A 15,714-nucleotide genomic window follows, 5' to 3' on the forward strand; every position below is an offset into this window, starting at 1 on the left:
CAGGCTTGCTGACCCCAGATTCAGGGCTGGGCGTTCCCTGCCCCGTCCCGACTCCAGCGGGATGCATTGAGCCCCGCCGGCCCTCTCCGGCGGGGTTTTTTGCTCTCTTGCAAAAAGCATCGGCCTGGCCGAAATACGGCCACCGACCAGGGAACAACCGGAACCATTCATGAAGCGTCTCGAACTCGCCATCGAATTGATCATCCTCGCCTCGCGCTGGCTGCTGGTCGCCTTCTATATCGGGCTCGGCCTGGCACTGGCCGTCTATGCCTTGTCCTTCGGCAAGAAGCTCTACGAATTCATCACCACGGTATTCATGCTCGGCGACACCGACACCATCCTGAAGATGCTCGGCCTGATCGATGCCGCCCTGGTCGCCTCGCTGGTGGTGATGGTCATCATCTCGGGCTACGAAAACTTCGTCAGCCGCTTCGACGACCAGGACGGCGGCGGCGTGCACTGGCTGGGCACGATCGATGTCGGCTCGCTGAAGGTCAAGGTCGCCTCGACCATCGTCGCGATCTCCTCCATTCACCTCCTGCAGGTGTTCCTCAACTCATCCTCCTATTCGACCGACCAGCTGATGTGGCTGACCATGATCCACCTTGCCTTCGTCGTCTCGGCGCTGATGCTGGCCTATATCGACAGGCTGATGGGTTTGAGCAAAGGCAAGAAGGAAGAGGTGTGAGGCTCCCTTCTCGCCCGTCACTATACGGAGAGAAGGTGCCGGCAGGCGGATGAAGGGCAGCGCCGGCAGGGCGTGGTTCCAGTCAGTAAATGCTTCTGACCTTCGTCTCCGAATTCGCAAACACCTCGTCCGGCACGAAAAAGTCGCCGGCCAGCGGTCCGGTCGCGCCGGGCGCATAGATTGCAAAGTCGCTGACGCCCTCGGCGCGCAGCACCTCTTCGTCGATGTAGAAATTGCCTGATGTCTCACGCGAGGGCCGCATGAAGATGGCATGCGCGGCGTCGGCCATAATGTCGGGCGAACGGCTCATCGCCGCGACCGTCGCACCGCCGAGCAGGTTGCGCACCGCCGCCGTGTCGATGGTCGAGATCGGCCACAGCGAATTGACCGCGATGCCGTCCTTGGCGAACTCCGCACTCATCCCGAGCGTGCACATCGACATGCCGAACTTGGCCATGGTGTAGGCGACATGGTTCTTGAACCACTTGGCCTTCATGTCGAGCGGCGGCGCCAGATTCAGGATGTGAGGATTATCGGCTAACTTCAGGTGTGGAATGCACATTTTGGAGACCAGGAAGGTGCCGCGCGTGTTGATCTGGTGCATCAGGTCGTAGCGCTTCATGTCGGTCTCCAGCGTGCCGGTGAGCTGGATGGCGCTGGCATTGTTGACGCAGATATCGATGCCGCCGAATTTCTCGACCGTCTTTGCAACAGCCTCGGCCACCTGCGCCTCCTCGCGGATGTCGCAAAGCACAGGCAGCGCCTTGCCGCCGGCCTGCTCGATCTCCTGCGCCGCACTGTAGATCGTGCCCGGCAGCTTGGGATGCGGTTCGGCGGTCTTGGCGGCGATCGTCACATTGGCGCCGTCGCGCGCCGCCCGCAGCGCGATCGCCAGCCCGATGCCGCGCGACCCGCCGGAGATGAACAGCGTCTTTCCCTTGAGCGACATTCCTTGCGCCTCCCTTGCAACATGGCAGGCGCGAACCTTTGCGCGGCGGGCGACCACAGCGCAAGGCCCGAGATGCCCGGATGTGGGTTACGCAGCGGAGGCTAAACCAGCACCAGCCCCTGCCGCATCGCAATGGCGATGGCGTCGGTGCGGTTGGCCGCCCCCAGCTTGATCAGGATCGCCGCGACATGGAATTTCGCCGTGTGCACGGAAATGTTGAGCCGCCGAGCGATCACCTTGTTGGGCGCGCCTTCGGCGAGCAACGCCAGCACTTCGGCCTCGCGCGGCGACAGCGCTGGACGGGCGGCATGCTCGTCCAGGACCTCATCCTCGAACGGCTCGTCCTGGCCGGCATGGAAATCCTCATGGCGCCCGCTTCTGCCCTCGCCCGTGACGCGATAGCCGGCCGCCGCCAGCCGCACCGCCGCGGCGATCAGCAGATCGTCGGCGCTCGCGGGCATGACCGCGAACACCTCGCCGGCGGGCCGCTCGCCGCCGGTGCGTCCTGACAGCAGCACGCGCGGTATGGAGGCCGGCGCGGCATCTCCGCTCCTGTCATCGATGATGGCGACATCGGCCCTGCCGCCGCCGGCCACCACTGGCAGCAGGTCGTCGCTGGCGGCAAGCGTGGCGGCCAGGCGCTCGGCGCGCGCGGCATCGCCGAGCGCAACCAGCACCACCAGCCGCCGCGAAGCGGCGCTGTTGCTCACGATCCGGTCGCCGGCGAGCGTTTCCATCGATCCTCTCAGCTCAGCGGCTTTTCGCCGATGGCCAATGTCACATCGCGCTGTTCACCGCCACGCACAACGCCAAGCGTCACGGAAGCACCGGCGCTGTCAGGGCCGAGCCGACGGATCAGGTCGCGCGGGCCATGCACGGCCTCGCCGTTCCAGGCCACGATGATGTCGCCCAGCGACAGGCCGGCGGCCTTGGCCGGACCGGCGTCGTCGAGGCTCATCACCATCGCACCATGGGCGTCGCGGTCGCGCACCGGATGCAGGCCGGCGCCGAGATAGCCGCGCGCGACATGGCCCTTTTCGCTCAATGTCGCCACTGCCCGCTCGATCGTCTCATAGGGCATGACCAGCGCACGGCCGCGCGGCCCGAACAACAGCATGCCGATCAGCGCGCCCTTGGCGTCCAGCACCGGGCCGCCCTCGAAGCGGCCGCCGGCGCCGACAGCCAGATGGATGCGGCGGTCGATCGTGCCGCCGCGCATCGAGCGCCAGGCCGGACCGACTTCGCCGACCGAGCCCGACACCGCCAGCGCGGAACCCTGGCTGTTGCCGATGGCAATGGCGATGTTACCAGGTCGAACGGCATCCGCCCTGGCAAGGACAGGCGCGCCGGCCGCATCCGCGGGCTTCAACAGGGCAACGCCCGTCGACGGATCCCGACCGACCAATTCGGCCTTCACCGTCCCGCCAGAGGCCAGCGTCAGCTCGATCTCCTCGCCGGCCTCGACAGCCTCCTCGGCGGTGACGAAATAGCCGTCGCTCCAGTGGAAGGCGCTTGCCGTGCGGTGGTGATGGGTGGCGAAGCTCGCCATTGCCGGCGCAGCCTTCCCGGCAAGGTCGGCAACGGCTTGCGAAAACGCATTCAGATTGAAATCACTCATGGATGTCTCCTGGGGTTCGTCATGTCCCAGATATCGCCCGACGGCGCCCCTGGAGGTACTCGCCTGACGGCTAGTTGGCGGTTTGACTGGCCATCTGGTCAGGTCGCGGCCGTTCCGGCCGCTCCGCACATATAGTGCGTGCCGCCCAAAAGTGCTCAGCGGTTTCGGGATAACGGCACGAACAGGAAAAAATCACGATCAAGCCTGAAAACACGGAGCCCATCCATGGCCCTCGCCGCCGCCAAATTCCAATCTGACGAGACGTTGCTCGACGCCTATTCGATGACGGTCGCCGACGCAGTCGACCGCATCGGTCCGGCCGTCTGCCGCATCGAGCGCATTGGCGGCCAGGGTGGACATGGCTCGGGCTTCGTCATCGCGCCGGACGGGCTGGTCGTCACCAATTTCCATGTCGTCGGAGATGCCAGGACGGTGCGCGTGTCGATGCCGGACGGCGCCTCAAGCGAGGGCCGCGTGCTCGGCCGCGATCCCGACACCGATATCGCGCTGGTGCGCGCCGACGGCAGCTTCACTGATGTCGCGCCGCTCGGCGATTCCAAGCGGCTGCGGCGCGGCCAGATCGCCATCGCCATCGGCAATCCGCTCGGCTTCGAATGGACGGTCACCTCGGGTGTCGTCTCGGCGCTCGGCCGCTCGATGCGCGCTTCTACGGGCCGGCTGATAGACGACGTCATCCAGACCGATGCCGCGCTCAATCCCGGCAATTCCGGCGGGCCGCTGGTGTCGTCGGCCGGCGAGGTCATCGGCGTCAACACCGCCATGATCCACGGCGCGCAAGGCATTGCCTTCGCGGTCGCCTCCAACACCGCCAATTTCGTCATTTCGGAGATCATCCGCTTCGGCCGCGTGCGGCGCGCCTTCATCGGCGTCTCGGCCGATACAACCAATCTCCCGCGCCGCGCGGCGCTGTTGTCGCAAGTGTCGACCAGCACCGCCGTGCGGCTGCGCAGCGTCGAAAAGAACGGCCCGGCGGCCAAGGCCGGCCTCAAGGAAGGTGACATCATCGCGGCTATCGATGGGCGCCCGGTCACCGGCGTCGACGACCTCGTGCGCATGCTCGACGCCGAGCGCATCGGCCGCGAAACGCTGTGCACGGTGGTACGCCGCACCGGCGTCAGCCAGGTGGCGGTGACGCCGGTGGCAAGGGCGGGCTGAGGGTCAAACCCCCGCTGCGCCCTCGGCATATTGCGCCAGAAATTCCTCGCTGGGCGGGATCGGCTTGATGACATCGATCAGCACGCCGTTGGGGTCCCGGGTGATGAAATGGCGCTGGCCGAAGGGCTCGTCACGCAGCGTTCGCAGGATCGGCAGGCCAGCGGCGAGGATCCGCTCATAGACCGGATCGGGGTCGCGGACCTCGAAATTGATCAACAGGCCCGAACTGCGCCCCCGCCCCTCCTCCGGGATCGTCTCGTGGTCGCCCTGGACGATGCCGAGATTGACGCGTTTATTATCCACCGATTGCAGGTGCACATACCAGTCGCTTTCGAACAACGGCCGGAAGCCGAAATGCTCGACATAGAAGGCCGCCGTCCCGGCGACGTCGCCGGTCATCAGCACGGGGTAATAGCTCGTGGTCTTCATCTTTCCTTCTCCCTGGACATAACATACAGTCTGCATGTAAATCGAAATAACATACAGGCTGCATGTATGCAACAGGAATCCGCGCGCCGTTCCAACCGCGACCGCACCGAGGCGACGCGCGCCGATTTGATCGCGGCGGCGCGAAAGCTGTTCACGGAAAAATCCTATGCCGAGACCGGCACGCCGGAGATCGTCACCGCGGCAGGCGTGACGCGCGGCGCGCTCTACCACCACTTCGCCGACAAGCAGGCGCTGTTCGCCGCCGTGGTGGAGCAGGAGGCGCAGGCGGTGGCGCAAGAAATCGACCGCGCTTCGCCACCTTCGCTCGAGGCCCGCGATGCGCTGATCGCCGGCTCCGACGCCTATCTTGCCGCCATGCGCGCGCCCGGCCGCACGCGGCTGCTGCTGCTTGATGGCCCGGCCGTGCTTGGCCGTGCCGCCATGGATGCGATCGACAGCCGCCATGGCAACCGCTCGCTGCGCGAGGGCCTCGTCGCGGCGATGCGGGCCAACACGATGACGAGATTGCCGGTGGATGCATTGACCGCGCTGCTTGCCTCCGCCTTCGACCGCGCCGCACTTGCCATCGAGGCCGGCGCCGCGGCGCAGGATTACCGCGCCGTGCTTATGGCGCTGATTGATGGATTGTCTCCGGCTCGTCCCAGCGCATGACCCCGAACCAAAGGTTCGCATCAGCAAAATCGGAATCGATGTTCGCTGGGGATCATGCGCAAAATCAAGGTTCTACAGCGTCCTTTGCGCGTCCCCAGGGACGCGCGGCGCTGTAGGCACCTCGCCCGGCTTGAACTCGTTGAAGCAGCCGAGTTCGCTTTTGAACCGTTCGATCAGCCAGGCGGCTGCCGGTTTCGGGCTGCGATCGTTGCGATGCATGGCAAACAGTGGCGAACTGATTTCCTCGTAGGGTTCGAGATCAAGTTCCACCAAACGGCCGGTGGCCAGATCGTCGGCGATCAGCCAGCGCGGCAGCCCACCCCAGCCCAGCCCCTCGCGCATCAGCGTATGCTTGGTGCGCATGTCCGAAAGCCGCCAGGTGCGGTAGGCAAAGACGCCATAGTCGCGCCCCTTGGTGCGTTCGGACTGATCGGTGACGACAAGTTGCGTGTGCTCGCGCACATCCTCGATCTTCACCGGCTTCGGCAGCAGCGCCAGGGGATGGCCGGGGGCCGCCGCCGGCACCATCGACATGAAGCCGATGCGCACGAGATGGACGTCGACCTCGCCCAGCAGACCGCCAATGCCGAGATCGGCCTGTCCATTGACGACGTGGTCCGGGATCAATCCAAGCGAGCCTATATGCAGGCGCAGCATCACGGTCGGAAACTGCGCCTCGAACGCCTTCAGCACCCGCACCAGCACGGGCGATGGCAACGTCGCGTCGACCGACAGCGCCACTTCGGCCTCCAGTCCATGATGATGGCCATCGACGCGCGACCGCATACGCTGCAGGACCCCGATCATGCGCCTTGCATCCTCAAGCATCGACCGGCCGATCTCGGTCAGTTGCGGCTCGCGCGTGCCCTCGCGTTCGAACAGCTTCAGCCCCAGCTGCGCCTCGAGATTGGCGATGCCATAACTGATGACGGATTGCGCCCGGTTGAGCCTGCGGCCGGCCGCCGAGAAACTCCCGCTGTCGGCGACGGCAACGAATATCTGAAGCTGGTCGAGTGTCGGGTTGGGCTGCATCGCTGTATCTATTTTGTGGATGGATCGTATATAAAATATACCAGTTTATCTGATGGATGGATATCCCATATCTAGCGGGACAATTCATTCCACTGGAGAAACCCGCTATGTCCATTCTTCTCGTTACCTCGAGCCCGCGCGGCGCCGCCTCGCACTCGACCCGCATCGCCACCGAATTCGCCGAAAAGCTCCTCGCCGCCGATCCGTCAAACACGCTTGTCGTGCGTGACCTCGTCGCCAACCCGCTGCCGCATATCGATGCCGACTACGCGACCGGCATCTACACGCCGGTTGAAGCGCGCACCCCGCGCCAGGCGGAAGTCGTCGGCGTCTCCGACGTCGTGCTCGACGAACTGTTCGCCGCCGACACGGTGATCCTCGCCACCGGCTTCATCAACTTCAACATCTCCTCGACGCTGAAGTCCTGGGTCGACCACATCGCCCGCTCCGGCCGGAGCTTTGCCTATGGCGAGAACGGCCCCAAGGGCCTCGTCACCGGCAAGAAGGTCTATATCGTGCTGGCTTCGGGCGGCATCTATTCGGAAGGTGCGGCCGTTCAGTTCGATCACGCCATTCCCTATCTGCGCGGCGTGCTCGGCTTCCTCGGCATGACCGATGTCGACGTCATCCGCATCGAAGGCGTCGGCATGGGTCCTGACGCGGTCACCGCGGCGCTCGCCAAGGCGACCGCCAAGGTCGACGCCGTGGTCGCCAGCCAGCAGGCCGCAGTTGCCGCGTAAGGCTCTCGATCATCTGAACTCGAAAGGCAGGCGTTCGCGCCTGCCTTTTTCATTTTAGCCGATGAAATGCCTGAGCAGCCCCGCCGAAGCGATGCCGATCAGCACGGTCGGCAGCATGGGAAGCCGCGTCGCCGCGATGAAGGTGATGGCCAGCGCCAGAAGGTCGGCGGGATTGCGCGACACGAAGGCCGGCGCGATGACCGAGATCAGCACGCAACCGGGTGCTGCCTCCATCACCGCGGTCGCACGCGCGCTGAGCACGCGGTTGCGCAGCACGACATAGCCGCCGATCCGGGTGAGATAGGTGACGCCGGCCATCAGCACGATGGTGAGAAGGGTCGCCGTGTCGATCATGCGTCACCTGCCATCAGCCAGGCGGCAAGCAGCCCCGACACCGCGCCCGCCGCGACATACCAGGCACCAGGAATGAAGAGATAGACAAGGGCAGCAATGACCAGGCTGACCAGCCAGGGCCGCGCCGCCGAAACACTTTTCCACATGCCGCGCATCAGCACCAGGAAGACGGCTGGAAACGCCATGTCGAAACCATAGGTCTCGACATGACCGAGCATCGGGCCGAGCAAGGCGCCAAGCGTGGTGAAGGAAAACCATGTCAGGTACATCGCCAGTGCCGCGCCCATATAGTAGCGCGGGCTGAAGGCCGGCGTGATGCCCGCCGCGGCGCGCTGTTTGGCATCGGCCAAGCCCAGCGCCCAGCTTTCGTCGCACAGGACGAAAAGTGCTGGAAACACCTTGCGCCGCGGCAGATCGCGCAGGAACGGCGCAAGTGCTGCGCCCATCAGCAGATGGCGGCTGTTGACCAGGAAGGTGATGACGAAGATGAGCAGGATATGCGGCGGCGCTGTCCACAACTGGATCGCAGCGAATTCCGAGCCGCCAGCGAAGTTCAGCCCCGTCATCATGGACAGTTCGAGCGTGCTCAACCCTTTCTGGGTTGCCTGCGCGCCAAGCACGAGCGCATAGGGGATGGTGCCCAACAGCACCGGCGCGCAGGACGCCACGCCCCGGCGGAACTCGGATCCCGAACCATCGCCCGCCGCTTCGACTGCCTGTGAAATGCTCATGCTCTGCCGCTGGCCGGCCTCGCGGCCGCCGCTTCCCTGGGTTTTGAACTCTCATGATACCGGCGGCAAACATACCCCCACCTCTCCGCAATTTGGTTGCGAAGATTGTTGCAATTCATCCATTTTTGGCACTGAATGTCACATATTATCAAAAATATGGAATCTAGAGCCATGAAACTCGACGACATCGACAGGCGCATCCTGCGGGCGCTGCAACGTAACGGCCGCATGGCCAACAACGATTTGGCCAACGAGGTTGGCCTGTCGCCCTCGCCTTGCCTGCGTCGTGTCAAGCTGCTGGAGGAGGCAGGCGTCATCGACCGCTATGTCGCCGTGCTCAACCCGGCCAGCATCGACAAGGGCCTCACCTTCTTCACCCGCATCTGGCTGAAGACGCAGGACGAGGACACGATCCAGCACTTCGCCACCGAAGTGGCCAAGCTACCGCAGGTCATGGAATGCTACCTGATGCTCGGCGACTGCGATGCCCTGGTGCGCGTGGTGGCGGCCGACGTCAACGACTATCGCCGCTTCCAGTCGGAGCATCTGAGCCGCATCAAGGGCGTCCAGAACGTCAAGACCGACGTGCCGAGCTGGACGATCAAGTACACGTCGGAACTGCCGATCTGACTGGTGCCACAGAGCGGCCCGCATGCCTGGAGCAGCGTTTCGGACTGGATAAAAAATGCAACCAGATTGTAGGATCGGTTTCGGTGCCATCGTCCTTCGGACGCAAGCAGCGCGCAGCGCTGCCCTCTGGCATGGGAGATTTGCATGGAACTTTCCTATCGTTGGGTCATCGTCGCGGCAGGCGCGCTGATGTCCTGTGTCGCCATCGGCACGATGTTTTCGCTGGCGATCTTTCTTGAACCGATGGCGATCGACACGCAGTGGTCGCGCGCCGGCATTTCGAGCGCCATGACGCTCAACTTCCTGGTCATGGGCCTCGGCGGTTTCGCCTGGGGCGCGCTGTCCGACCGCTTCGGCGCCCGCATCGTCGTGGCGATCGGTGCCGTGCTGCTCGGCCTGGCACTTGTGGTGGCGAGCCGCGCCGGCTCGCTGCTGACCTTCCAGATCAGCTATGGCGTCCTCGTCGGGCTTGCCGCCAGCGCCTTCTTCGCACCGATGATCGCGCTGACCACGGCCTGGTTCGACACCAACCGCGGCCTTGCGGTTTCGCTGGTCTCGGCCGGCATGGGCGTTGCCCCGATGACGATCTCGCCTTTCGCCCGCTGGCTGATCTCGGCCTATGAATGGCGCACCGCCATGTTCGACATCGGCATCATGGCCTGGGTGCTGCTGCTGCCGGCGGTGCTTCTGGTGCGTCAGCCGCCAAAGCCCGCTATGGCGGGCGGGGCTTCCGCGCCGGTCGCCGAGGGCACCGGGATGAGCGTGGCCCAGGCACTGCGCTCGCCGCAATTCATCGTGCTCGGGCTGACCTTTTTTGCCTGTTGTGCCGCCCATTCCGGGCCGATCTTCCACATGGTCAGCTACGCCATGCTGTGCGGCGTCGCCCCCATGGCGGCCGTCACAATCTATAGTGTCGAGGGCCTCGCTGGATTGGGCGGCCGGCTTCTCTACGGCGTGCTGGCCGATAGGCTCGGCGTCAAGCCGGTGCTGATCGCGGGTCTGGTAATCCAGGCGATCGTCATTGCCGCCTATCTCTCGGTCAGCCAGCTCGACCAGTTCTATGTGCTGGCCGTCATCTTCGGCGCCACCTATGGCGGCGTCATGCCGCTCTATGCCGTGCTGGCGCGCGAATATTTCGGCCAGCGCATCCTCGGCACCGTGTTCGGCGCCGCCACCATGCTGTCCAGCCTCGGCATGGCGCTCGGCCCGCTCGCCGGCGGCATGGTGTTCGACGCCTATGCCAGCTACCATTGGCTGTTCATCGGCTCGGCCCTTGTCGGCCTGGGCGCCGCGGGCATAGCGATCGCCTTCCCACCCCTGCCGCGCAGGCAGTTGCAGTTGGCCTGAAGCGGATGGACGGGCGCTGGTGACAATTCATCGGCGCCCGCTTTTGTCGAAGCTCAATGCCCGAACCAGCGGGCCTTGCGGCTGGAGCCGAAATTCACCTTGTCGACCCGCAAAGCCTCAGACGGTTCATAGAAAGCACCGGTGGGTTTTGGGCCGGAGAAGAAATCGACATCCACCCTGGCGATCCGGTTGGCACCAAACTCGATGTAGCAGGATCCTGCCCCCGGGTTCTTGGCCGTCGGTTCCTCATGGCGGAGCTTGGCGATCAGGTTCGCAGCAACGGTGCGTGCGGCGCCCTCGGCAAAGACGCCCGCCTTCGGCGCACCCGTATTGGCCAGATCCCCCAGCGCGTAGACGCCGGGAAAGCGGGTTTCGAGTGTGCGCGGATCGATTGTGACCCAGCCACCCTCCGTGATGCCGGCCTCGACGACGACATCGGGCGCGCGGTTCCGGGGCACGCCCAGGAACAGATCGCAGGGCAGTTCGCCGCCATTGTCGAGCGTCACAACCTTGCGGCCCTCGTCCACGGAAACCACCCGGGTGCTGGGGATGAAGGTGATGCCGCGCTCGGCGAAGGCGGCCAGAAGCGCCTTCGACGTTTCGGGAGAAGGCGGCACCGGGCTCGACATTGAGTTCACATAGGTGATCTGGCAGTCGCCCCGGACGCCCCTCTCGGTCAGGTAGTCATGCAGCATCAAGGCGCATTCGCTGGGCGCGGGCGGGCATTTGTAAGGCGCACCGCAGACGCCGATCACGGCATGACCGTGGGTGAAACCGGGCAACACCTTGGCCATATGGGCGGCGCCCGGAACCGAGTAGAATTCGTTGCGGCCGAGCGTGATGCCTGGCGTGGCCGAGACATCATAGTCGGCGCCGAGAGCGATCACCAATATGTCCGCCTCATGCACACCTTTATCCGTCGTCACGCGCCGCCGTTCCGGGTCGATGGCGGTGACGGTCTCGCGCTTCATCGTGACGCCAGCCTTGGCATAGTCGGCGTAGGGCAGCCGCACAGCCGCTTCGGTTGCGCGGCCGAACATCACATCAAGCTTGGTAAAGCCGAACACGAAGGAATCCGACTTGTCGATCAGGGTGACAGCAATGCTGTCACCCAAAGCTTCGGACAAGGACGTGCTGAGCTCGAGCCCGCCGAAACCGGCGCCGAGGATAAGGATACGGGTTTTCATACTGTCACCTCCTGTTGCCTGATGTCTTCGGGAACGCTCAGGCGTTGCTGTGAGGCTGCGGCACGATGCGGATATAAGGCTTGGGCTGCTTCCAGCCCTCGGGATAGAGCACCTTGGCTTCGTCGTTCGATACCGAACCCGCGATGATCACGTCGTCGCCCTGCCGCCAGTTCACCGGCGTGGCGACGCGATGCTTGGCGGTCAGTTGCATGGAGTCCACCACACGCAGGATCTCGTCGAAGTTCCGGCCGGTGGTCATCGGATAGGCGATCATCAGCTTGATCTTCTTGTCGGGCCCGATGACGTAGACATGGCGCACCGTCTGGTTGTCGGCCGCCGTACGCCCCTCGGCGCTGTCGCCGGCCGTGGCGGGCAGCATATCGTAGAGCTTGGCAATGGCCAGCATCGGGTCGCCGATCATCGGGAAATTCGGCGCGTGTCCCTGGGTCTCGGCAATGTCATCAGCCCATCCGGCATGACGCTCGACCGGATCGACGGAAAGCCCAATGATCTTGACGTTACGCTTGTCGAACTCGGGCTTCAGCTTGGCCATGTAACCGAGTTCAGTGGTGCAGACGGGGGTAAAATCCTTGGGATGAGAAAACAGGATGCCCCATGAATTGCCTAGCCAGTCGTGGAAGCTGATTGGGCCGTGGGTGGTTTCGGCGGTGAAGTCGGGCGCGATGTCGGCGATACGAAGAGACATTTGATCCTCCTGCGAGAGACGGTTGGAATTGACTACGGGTGCAGACTAGGCAACCTATGTTCCGCCAGCGTTCCCCGCCGCGCAGGTGTTTGTGACGGCCGGATTTCGGGCACGCGCGGGCCTCGCATCCTGAAAGGGCCTTTCGATTGCGTGTCCGAATTCAATTGCTTGGCGGCTTCAGCGTCAGTCTGGACGATCAGGTCGTAGCGGCCGCGGCGTGGCGCCGGGATCGAGGCGCCGCGCTGGTGAAGCTGCTGGCCGTCGCCCGCTCCCACCGTATCCACCGCGAACAGGTCATGGAGGCCTTTTGGCCCGATCTCGATCCGGAGGCCGCGGGCGCCAATCTGCGCAAGGCCATCCACTTTGCCCGCCGCGCGCTGGGCGCCCATGACCTCATCGAGCAGGCGGCCGATATCATTGCCCTCGCCCCGGCCGCCGACCTCGAGATCGACGTCGAGACCTTCCAGGCCGCCGCCAGGCTTGCCTTGCGCGGCGAAGATCCCGCCGCCTGTGAAGCGGCCGCCGATCTCTACACGGGAGACCTGCTGCCGGACGACCCCTATGTCGACTGGTTCGAAACGCCCCGCCAGTCCCTGCGGCAGCGCTATGCCGAGGTGCTGCGGGCCGGCAAGCTCTGGCAGCGCCTGATCGCGCTGGACCCGGCCGACGAGCAGGCACAATGCGCCCTGATGCAATCGGCGCTCGACGCCGGCAACCGCGCCGAGGCGATCCGGCTGTTCAACCAGCTGAGCGAAAGCCTGCGGATCGACCTCGGCGTCGGCCCGGGCGCCGAAACCGTGAAGCTGTTCGAAAAGGCGCTGGCCGTGCCCTCTGTGGACCCCGTCGGCTTGAGCGACCGCATCCGCGCCTCGCTGGCCTGGGGCCTGCTGCACCTGCAAAGCGGCGACTTCGCCAAGGCCGGCCAGGTTGGCCGGGAAACCCGCGAACTGGCCATGGGCGCGGGGTTGGCTCGCGAGGTTGGCGAGGCCAGCGCCCTGATCGGCCTGGTGGCGCACATGCAGGGCCAGTGGCGCGAACTGTTCAGGGCGGAGTTCATCGAATGGGTCCGCTCCAAGCCAGCCTTCGTCTCCAACGTTTTTGACGGGCATCTATGCCTGGCCGAATTCTGCCTCTGCAGTGCCAAGGGCCACCACGACATAGCCGCCTCTGCACGAGAGCTCCTGTCGGTGGCCGAAGGCGCCGGCTCGGTCGCCGGGCGCGGCCTGGCCTCGCTCGTGCTGGGCGAGGCAGCGCTCTTCTCGGGCCAGCTGGCCGAGGCCGAACGCATGTTGACCGACGCCGAAAGACTCTACGCGCAGGTGGGAACCGTGGCCGGCCGCGTACTGGCGCTCCAGCGCCTGACGGAACTCGCGCTTGCCCGCCACCAGAAATGGCAGGCAGGACGGTTGATCCACCGCGCCACCAACCTTGCCCGTTCTTCCTGGCTGGCGCCGCACCTGCTGATCAGCCTGAAAGGGCTTGAGGTGCGCGCCGCCGCCACCTCCGAGAGGATCGCCGAGACCATTCGCGAAGGTGACCGCATGCTGTCATCGGGCTGCAATTGCCAGCCTTGCTCGATGACCTTCCGTACGGCGGCCGCCGTTGCCCTGGCCGAGGCGGGCGAGATCGAACAGGTCAATCGCCGGCTCGACGAGGCTGAGCGGGTCGCCGGCATGTGGAACGGCGGCCCCTGGGTGGCGGCCGTCTGGGAAGCACGCGGCGTGCAGCGCCGGGCCGAGCGTAACAAAACCCGGGCCGTCGCGGCGTTCGAGGAAGCAGCCACACGCTTCGCTGCGCTTGGCAGGCCGATCGACGAGGTGCGCTGTCGGGAACGGATGGCAGATCTAGGCTAGCACCGCCAGCAGCACGATGCAGGCTTAAAAAGCACATAATCTCAATTTCTTATCTTGAATTGTTCATTCGCGAAAAATGGCCTTGCAGCACGGTGCGAAACTTTTGCATCGTCTTTTCGGTCGTCTGCGCATCGGCGGCCGCGAAGCCCATGACAAGGCCGTTCTGCTGCGTGCCGTGGCGGTACTGGATCGACAGGGCCGACACGTTGATGCCTTGCTGGAGCGCCGCCTCGGCAACCGCCCTGTCGCTGCATGTGTCGCGGAAAATGCCGACGACCTGGATGCCGGATTCGGTCGCGTGGAAATCCAGCCATTCTCCGAGGTGCCGTTGCGCGCTTTCCAGGAAGAACTGCCGTCTCTCCGCATAGAGCCGCCGCATCCGCCTGAGATGGCGGGTGAAGTGCCCCTCATTCATGAAGTCCGCCAGCGCGGCCTGGGTCAGCAAGGGGGCAAACTGGCCGCTCACGCTCAGCGCCGAGACGATCGTATGGTCGATCGCCTTGGGTGCCACCATGAAGCCCAGACGCATGGCCGGGAAAAGGATCTTGGCGAAAGTGCCGACATAGACCACGCGGTTCGACGCGCCGATGCCCTGCAGTGCCGGAATGGGCTGGCCCTGAAAACGATATTCGCCGTCGTAATCATCCTCGATGATCCACGAGCGCCAGGTCTCGGCCATGTGCAGCAGGTTGAGCCGCTGCTCCATCGGCATGGTTATGCCGAGCGGGTGATGGCAGGAGGGCGTCACGAAGATCATGCGGGGCACGACATCAGGCGGATCGAGATCCCAGCCGGCATTGCTGACACGCAGCGGCGCCAGTTTCGCCCCGGCTGAGACGAAGGCCGAGCCGGCGCCGTAGTAGCCAGGCTCCTCCATCCACACCGTGTCGCCATCATCGATCAGCAGCCGGGCCAGGAGATCGAAAGCCGACTGTGCGCCATTGGTCACGACGATCTGCTCGGCGGTGCACTTCACGCCGCGCGAGGCGGTGAGATAGCGCGCTATGGCTTCGCAAAGCGGCGGATAGCCCTTGACGTGATAGGTGCCGAAAAGATCGATATGGGCGAACTTGGCGCGGCGGCTGAGCAGTTTCGACCAGGTGTTGAACGGAAAATTGTCCGGATCCGGCATGCCGGGATGGAAGGCAAGCATACCCGGCCGGCCATGATGATAGGGTTGGGCAAGCATGGTCTGCCCGCGCCGCGATAGCGGATTGGCGTCCTCGACCGACATTTGTTCCGCAACTACCGAACGCGTCGGTAGGTCCATCACCACTGAGGGTCTGCGCGGACGTATCGCCAGATAGCCCTCCAGCGCCAGTTGGTCGCAAGCGGCAATCACCGTGTTACGCCCGACATTCAGATCCCGCGCCATGACCCGTGTCGAGGGCAGTGCGTGGCCGCTCGGCAGCACGCGCCGTTCGATCAGGCCGCGTAACTGGACATAGAGCTGCCGGTGCAGATTGGCGGGGCTGTCGCGATCCAGGGCGATGCCGTCGACGGGAAAGCTGGTCTTCATCTGGTTCCCGAAAATCAATAGAATCTGGTTCTAACAATGGAACCAAAGGAGGCCTACCCTCAAGAAAAAAGCGTTCGGGTTCA

Annotated in this window: 17 protein-coding genes; 7 read left to right on the forward strand and 10 right to left on the reverse strand. The window is 64.6% G+C overall.

All coding sequences use genetic code 11. The annotated features are described in order from the left end of the window. Positions 1-169: 169 nt before the first annotated feature. Positions 170-688, forward strand: coding sequence for a TIGR00645 family protein (locus ACLGL5_RS32165; RefSeq protein WP_494372834.1), 519 nt, complete (start codon positions 170-172; stop codon positions 686-688). A gap of 82 nt (positions 689-770) precedes the next feature. On the opposite strand, the gene ACLGL5_RS32170 is transcribed toward ACLGL5_RS32165, so the two are convergent. The 3 genes from ACLGL5_RS32170 to ACLGL5_RS32180 all read right to left on the reverse strand — a co-directional run bounded on the left by ACLGL5_RS32170 (position 771) and on the right by ACLGL5_RS32180 (position 3,255). Beyond that, the gene (locus ACLGL5_RS32170; RefSeq protein ID WP_069092902.1) at positions 771-1,637 is read right to left on the reverse strand and encodes an SDR family oxidoreductase; all 867 of its coding nucleotides are present in this window, start codon (positions 1,635-1,637) and stop codon (positions 771-773) included. A gap of 101 nt (positions 1,638-1,738) precedes the next feature. Continuing rightward, on the reverse strand, positions 1,739-2,374 hold the full coding sequence (locus tag ACLGL5_RS32175) for a helix-turn-helix transcriptional regulator (RefSeq protein ID WP_038648811.1): 636 nt from the start codon (positions 2,372-2,374) through the stop codon (positions 1,739-1,741). 8 nt (positions 2,375-2,382) lie between these two features. Further along, positions 2,383-3,255, reverse strand: a complete 873-nt coding sequence (locus ACLGL5_RS32180; RefSeq protein ID WP_069092903.1) for a S1C family serine protease — start codon at positions 3,253-3,255, stop codon at positions 2,383-2,385. 225 nt (positions 3,256-3,480) lie between these two features. Between ACLGL5_RS32180 and ACLGL5_RS32185 the strand changes: the two genes are divergently transcribed. After that, a complete protein-coding gene (locus ACLGL5_RS32185) occupies positions 3,481-4,431 on the forward strand; it encodes a S1C family serine protease (protein WP_027047255.1) in 951 nt (316 codons plus the stop codon). 3 nt (positions 4,432-4,434) lie between these two features. Here the strand turns inward: ACLGL5_RS32185 and ACLGL5_RS32190 are convergent, their stop codons facing one another. Beyond that, positions 4,435-4,860 carry a VOC family protein gene (locus ACLGL5_RS32190; RefSeq protein WP_019860445.1) on the reverse strand — a complete coding sequence of 142 codons (426 nt, stop codon included), beginning with the start codon at positions 4,858-4,860 and terminating at the stop codon, positions 4,435-4,437. 66 nt (positions 4,861-4,926) lie between these two features. Between ACLGL5_RS32190 and ACLGL5_RS32195 the strand changes: the two genes are divergently transcribed. After that, on the forward strand, positions 4,927-5,532 hold the full coding sequence (locus tag ACLGL5_RS32195) for a TetR/AcrR family transcriptional regulator (RefSeq protein ID WP_027047256.1): 606 nt from the start codon (positions 4,927-4,929) through the stop codon (positions 5,530-5,532). A 72-nt stretch (positions 5,533-5,604) separates the two neighbouring features. Here the strand turns inward: ACLGL5_RS32195 and ACLGL5_RS32200 are convergent, their stop codons facing one another. Further along, positions 5,605-6,564: a LysR family transcriptional regulator gene (locus ACLGL5_RS32200; RefSeq protein WP_038648821.1), complete on the reverse strand. Its 960-nt coding sequence runs from the start codon at positions 6,562-6,564 to the stop codon at positions 5,605-5,607. Positions 6,565-6,671: 107 nt separating this feature from the next. Between ACLGL5_RS32200 and ACLGL5_RS32205 the strand changes: the two genes are divergently transcribed. Further along, a complete protein-coding gene (locus tag ACLGL5_RS32205) occupies positions 6,672-7,304 on the forward strand; it encodes an FMN-dependent NADH-azoreductase (RefSeq protein WP_019860448.1) in 633 nt (210 codons plus the stop codon). 54 nt (positions 7,305-7,358) lie between these two features. Here the strand turns inward: ACLGL5_RS32205 and ACLGL5_RS32210 are convergent, their stop codons facing one another. Beyond that, positions 7,359-7,658, reverse strand: a complete 300-nt coding sequence (locus tag ACLGL5_RS32210) for an AzlD family protein (protein WP_038648827.1) — start codon at positions 7,656-7,658, stop codon at positions 7,359-7,361. Further along, on the reverse strand, positions 7,655-8,389 hold the full coding sequence (locus ACLGL5_RS32215) for an AzlC family ABC transporter permease (protein ID WP_069092904.1): 735 nt from the start codon (positions 8,387-8,389) through the stop codon (positions 7,655-7,657). The genes ACLGL5_RS32210 and ACLGL5_RS32215 overlap by 4 nt, the downstream gene beginning before the upstream one ends. Before the next feature lie 171 nt (positions 8,390-8,560). Here ACLGL5_RS32215 and ACLGL5_RS32220 point away from each other — a divergent pair, with 171 nt between their 5' ends. Together ACLGL5_RS32220 and ACLGL5_RS32225 are read left to right on the forward strand one after the other, a co-directional pair. Continuing rightward, complete coding sequence (locus ACLGL5_RS32220; RefSeq protein ID WP_064980448.1) at positions 8,561-9,019, forward strand: Lrp/AsnC family transcriptional regulator; 459 nt, start codon at positions 8,561-8,563, stop codon at positions 9,017-9,019. A gap of 144 nt (positions 9,020-9,163) precedes the next feature. Beyond that, positions 9,164-10,366 (forward strand): MFS transporter, encoded by a 1,203-nt coding sequence (locus ACLGL5_RS32225; protein ID WP_069092905.1) that lies wholly within the window; start codon positions 9,164-9,166, stop codon positions 10,364-10,366. A gap of 53 nt (positions 10,367-10,419) precedes the next feature. Here the strand turns inward: ACLGL5_RS32225 and ACLGL5_RS32230 are convergent, their stop codons facing one another. Together ACLGL5_RS32230 and ACLGL5_RS32235 are read right to left on the reverse strand one after the other, a co-directional pair. After that, positions 10,420-11,553 carry an NAD(P)/FAD-dependent oxidoreductase gene (locus ACLGL5_RS32230; protein ID WP_069092906.1) on the reverse strand — a complete coding sequence of 378 codons (1,134 nt, stop codon included), beginning with the start codon at positions 11,551-11,553 and terminating at the stop codon, positions 10,420-10,422. Between the two features lie 37 nt (positions 11,554-11,590). Then, positions 11,591-12,259, reverse strand: coding sequence for a peroxiredoxin (locus ACLGL5_RS32235; protein WP_038648836.1), 669 nt, complete (start codon positions 12,257-12,259; stop codon positions 11,591-11,593). A 146-nt stretch (positions 12,260-12,405) separates the two neighbouring features. Here ACLGL5_RS32235 and ACLGL5_RS32240 point away from each other — a divergent pair, with 146 nt between their 5' ends. Further along, positions 12,406-14,112, forward strand: a complete 1,707-nt coding sequence (locus tag ACLGL5_RS32240; protein ID WP_069092907.1) for an AfsR/SARP family transcriptional regulator — start codon at positions 12,406-12,408, stop codon at positions 14,110-14,112. Between the two features lie 49 nt (positions 14,113-14,161). On the opposite strand, the gene mocR is transcribed toward ACLGL5_RS32240, so the two are convergent. Further along, on the reverse strand, positions 14,162-15,631 hold the full coding sequence (mocR, locus tag ACLGL5_RS32245; protein ID WP_069092908.1) for a rhizopine catabolism transcriptional regulator MocR: 1,470 nt from the start codon (positions 15,629-15,631) through the stop codon (positions 14,162-14,164). Positions 15,632-15,714: the final 83 nt, after the last annotated feature.

The organism is Mesorhizobium sp. U510 (assembly GCF_059180695.1).

What these genes read in the sequence shown, in the direction of transcription:
- ACLGL5_RS32165 (WP_494372834.1), top strand. Translation starts at nt 170, where the DNA reads ATGAAGCGTCTCGAACTCGCCATCGAATTGATCATCCTCGCCTCGCGC.
- ACLGL5_RS32170 (WP_069092902.1), bottom strand. Translation starts at nt 1,637, where the DNA reads ATGTCGCTCAAGGGAAAGACGCTGTTCATCTCCGGCGGGTCGCGCGGC.
- ACLGL5_RS32175 (WP_038648811.1), bottom strand. Translation starts at nt 2,374, where the DNA reads ATGGAAACGCTCGCCGGCGACCGGATCGTGAGCAACAGCGCCGCTTCG.
- ACLGL5_RS32180 (WP_069092903.1), bottom strand. Translation starts at nt 3,255, where the DNA reads ATGAGTGATTTCAATCTGAATGCGTTTTCGCAAGCCGTTGCCGACCTT.
- ACLGL5_RS32185 (WP_027047255.1), top strand. Translation starts at nt 3,481, where the DNA reads ATGGCCCTCGCCGCCGCCAAATTCCAATCTGACGAGACGTTGCTCGAC.
- ACLGL5_RS32190 (WP_019860445.1), bottom strand. Translation starts at nt 4,860, where the DNA reads ATGAAGACCACGAGCTATTACCCCGTGCTGATGACCGGCGACGTCGCC.
- ACLGL5_RS32195 (WP_027047256.1), top strand. Translation starts at nt 4,927, where the DNA reads ATGCAACAGGAATCCGCGCGCCGTTCCAACCGCGACCGCACCGAGGCG.
- ACLGL5_RS32200 (WP_038648821.1), bottom strand. Translation starts at nt 6,564, where the DNA reads ATGCAGCCCAACCCGACACTCGACCAGCTTCAGATATTCGTTGCCGTC.
- ACLGL5_RS32205 (WP_019860448.1), top strand. Translation starts at nt 6,672, where the DNA reads ATGTCCATTCTTCTCGTTACCTCGAGCCCGCGCGGCGCCGCCTCGCAC.
- ACLGL5_RS32210 (WP_038648827.1), bottom strand. Translation starts at nt 7,658, where the DNA reads ATGATCGACACGGCGACCCTTCTCACCATCGTGCTGATGGCCGGCGTC.
- ACLGL5_RS32215 (WP_069092904.1), bottom strand. Translation starts at nt 8,389, where the DNA reads ATGAGCATTTCACAGGCAGTCGAAGCGGCGGGCGATGGTTCGGGATCC.
- ACLGL5_RS32220 (WP_064980448.1), top strand. Translation starts at nt 8,561, where the DNA reads ATGAAACTCGACGACATCGACAGGCGCATCCTGCGGGCGCTGCAACGT.
- ACLGL5_RS32225 (WP_069092905.1), top strand. Translation starts at nt 9,164, where the DNA reads ATGGAACTTTCCTATCGTTGGGTCATCGTCGCGGCAGGCGCGCTGATG.
- ACLGL5_RS32230 (WP_069092906.1), bottom strand. Translation starts at nt 11,553, where the DNA reads ATGAAAACCCGTATCCTTATCCTCGGCGCCGGTTTCGGCGGGCTCGAG.
- ACLGL5_RS32235 (WP_038648836.1), bottom strand. Translation starts at nt 12,259, where the DNA reads ATGTCTCTTCGTATCGCCGACATCGCGCCCGACTTCACCGCCGAAACC.
- mocR (WP_069092908.1), bottom strand. Translation starts at nt 15,631, where the DNA reads ATGAAGACCAGCTTTCCCGTCGACGGCATCGCCCTGGATCGCGACAGC.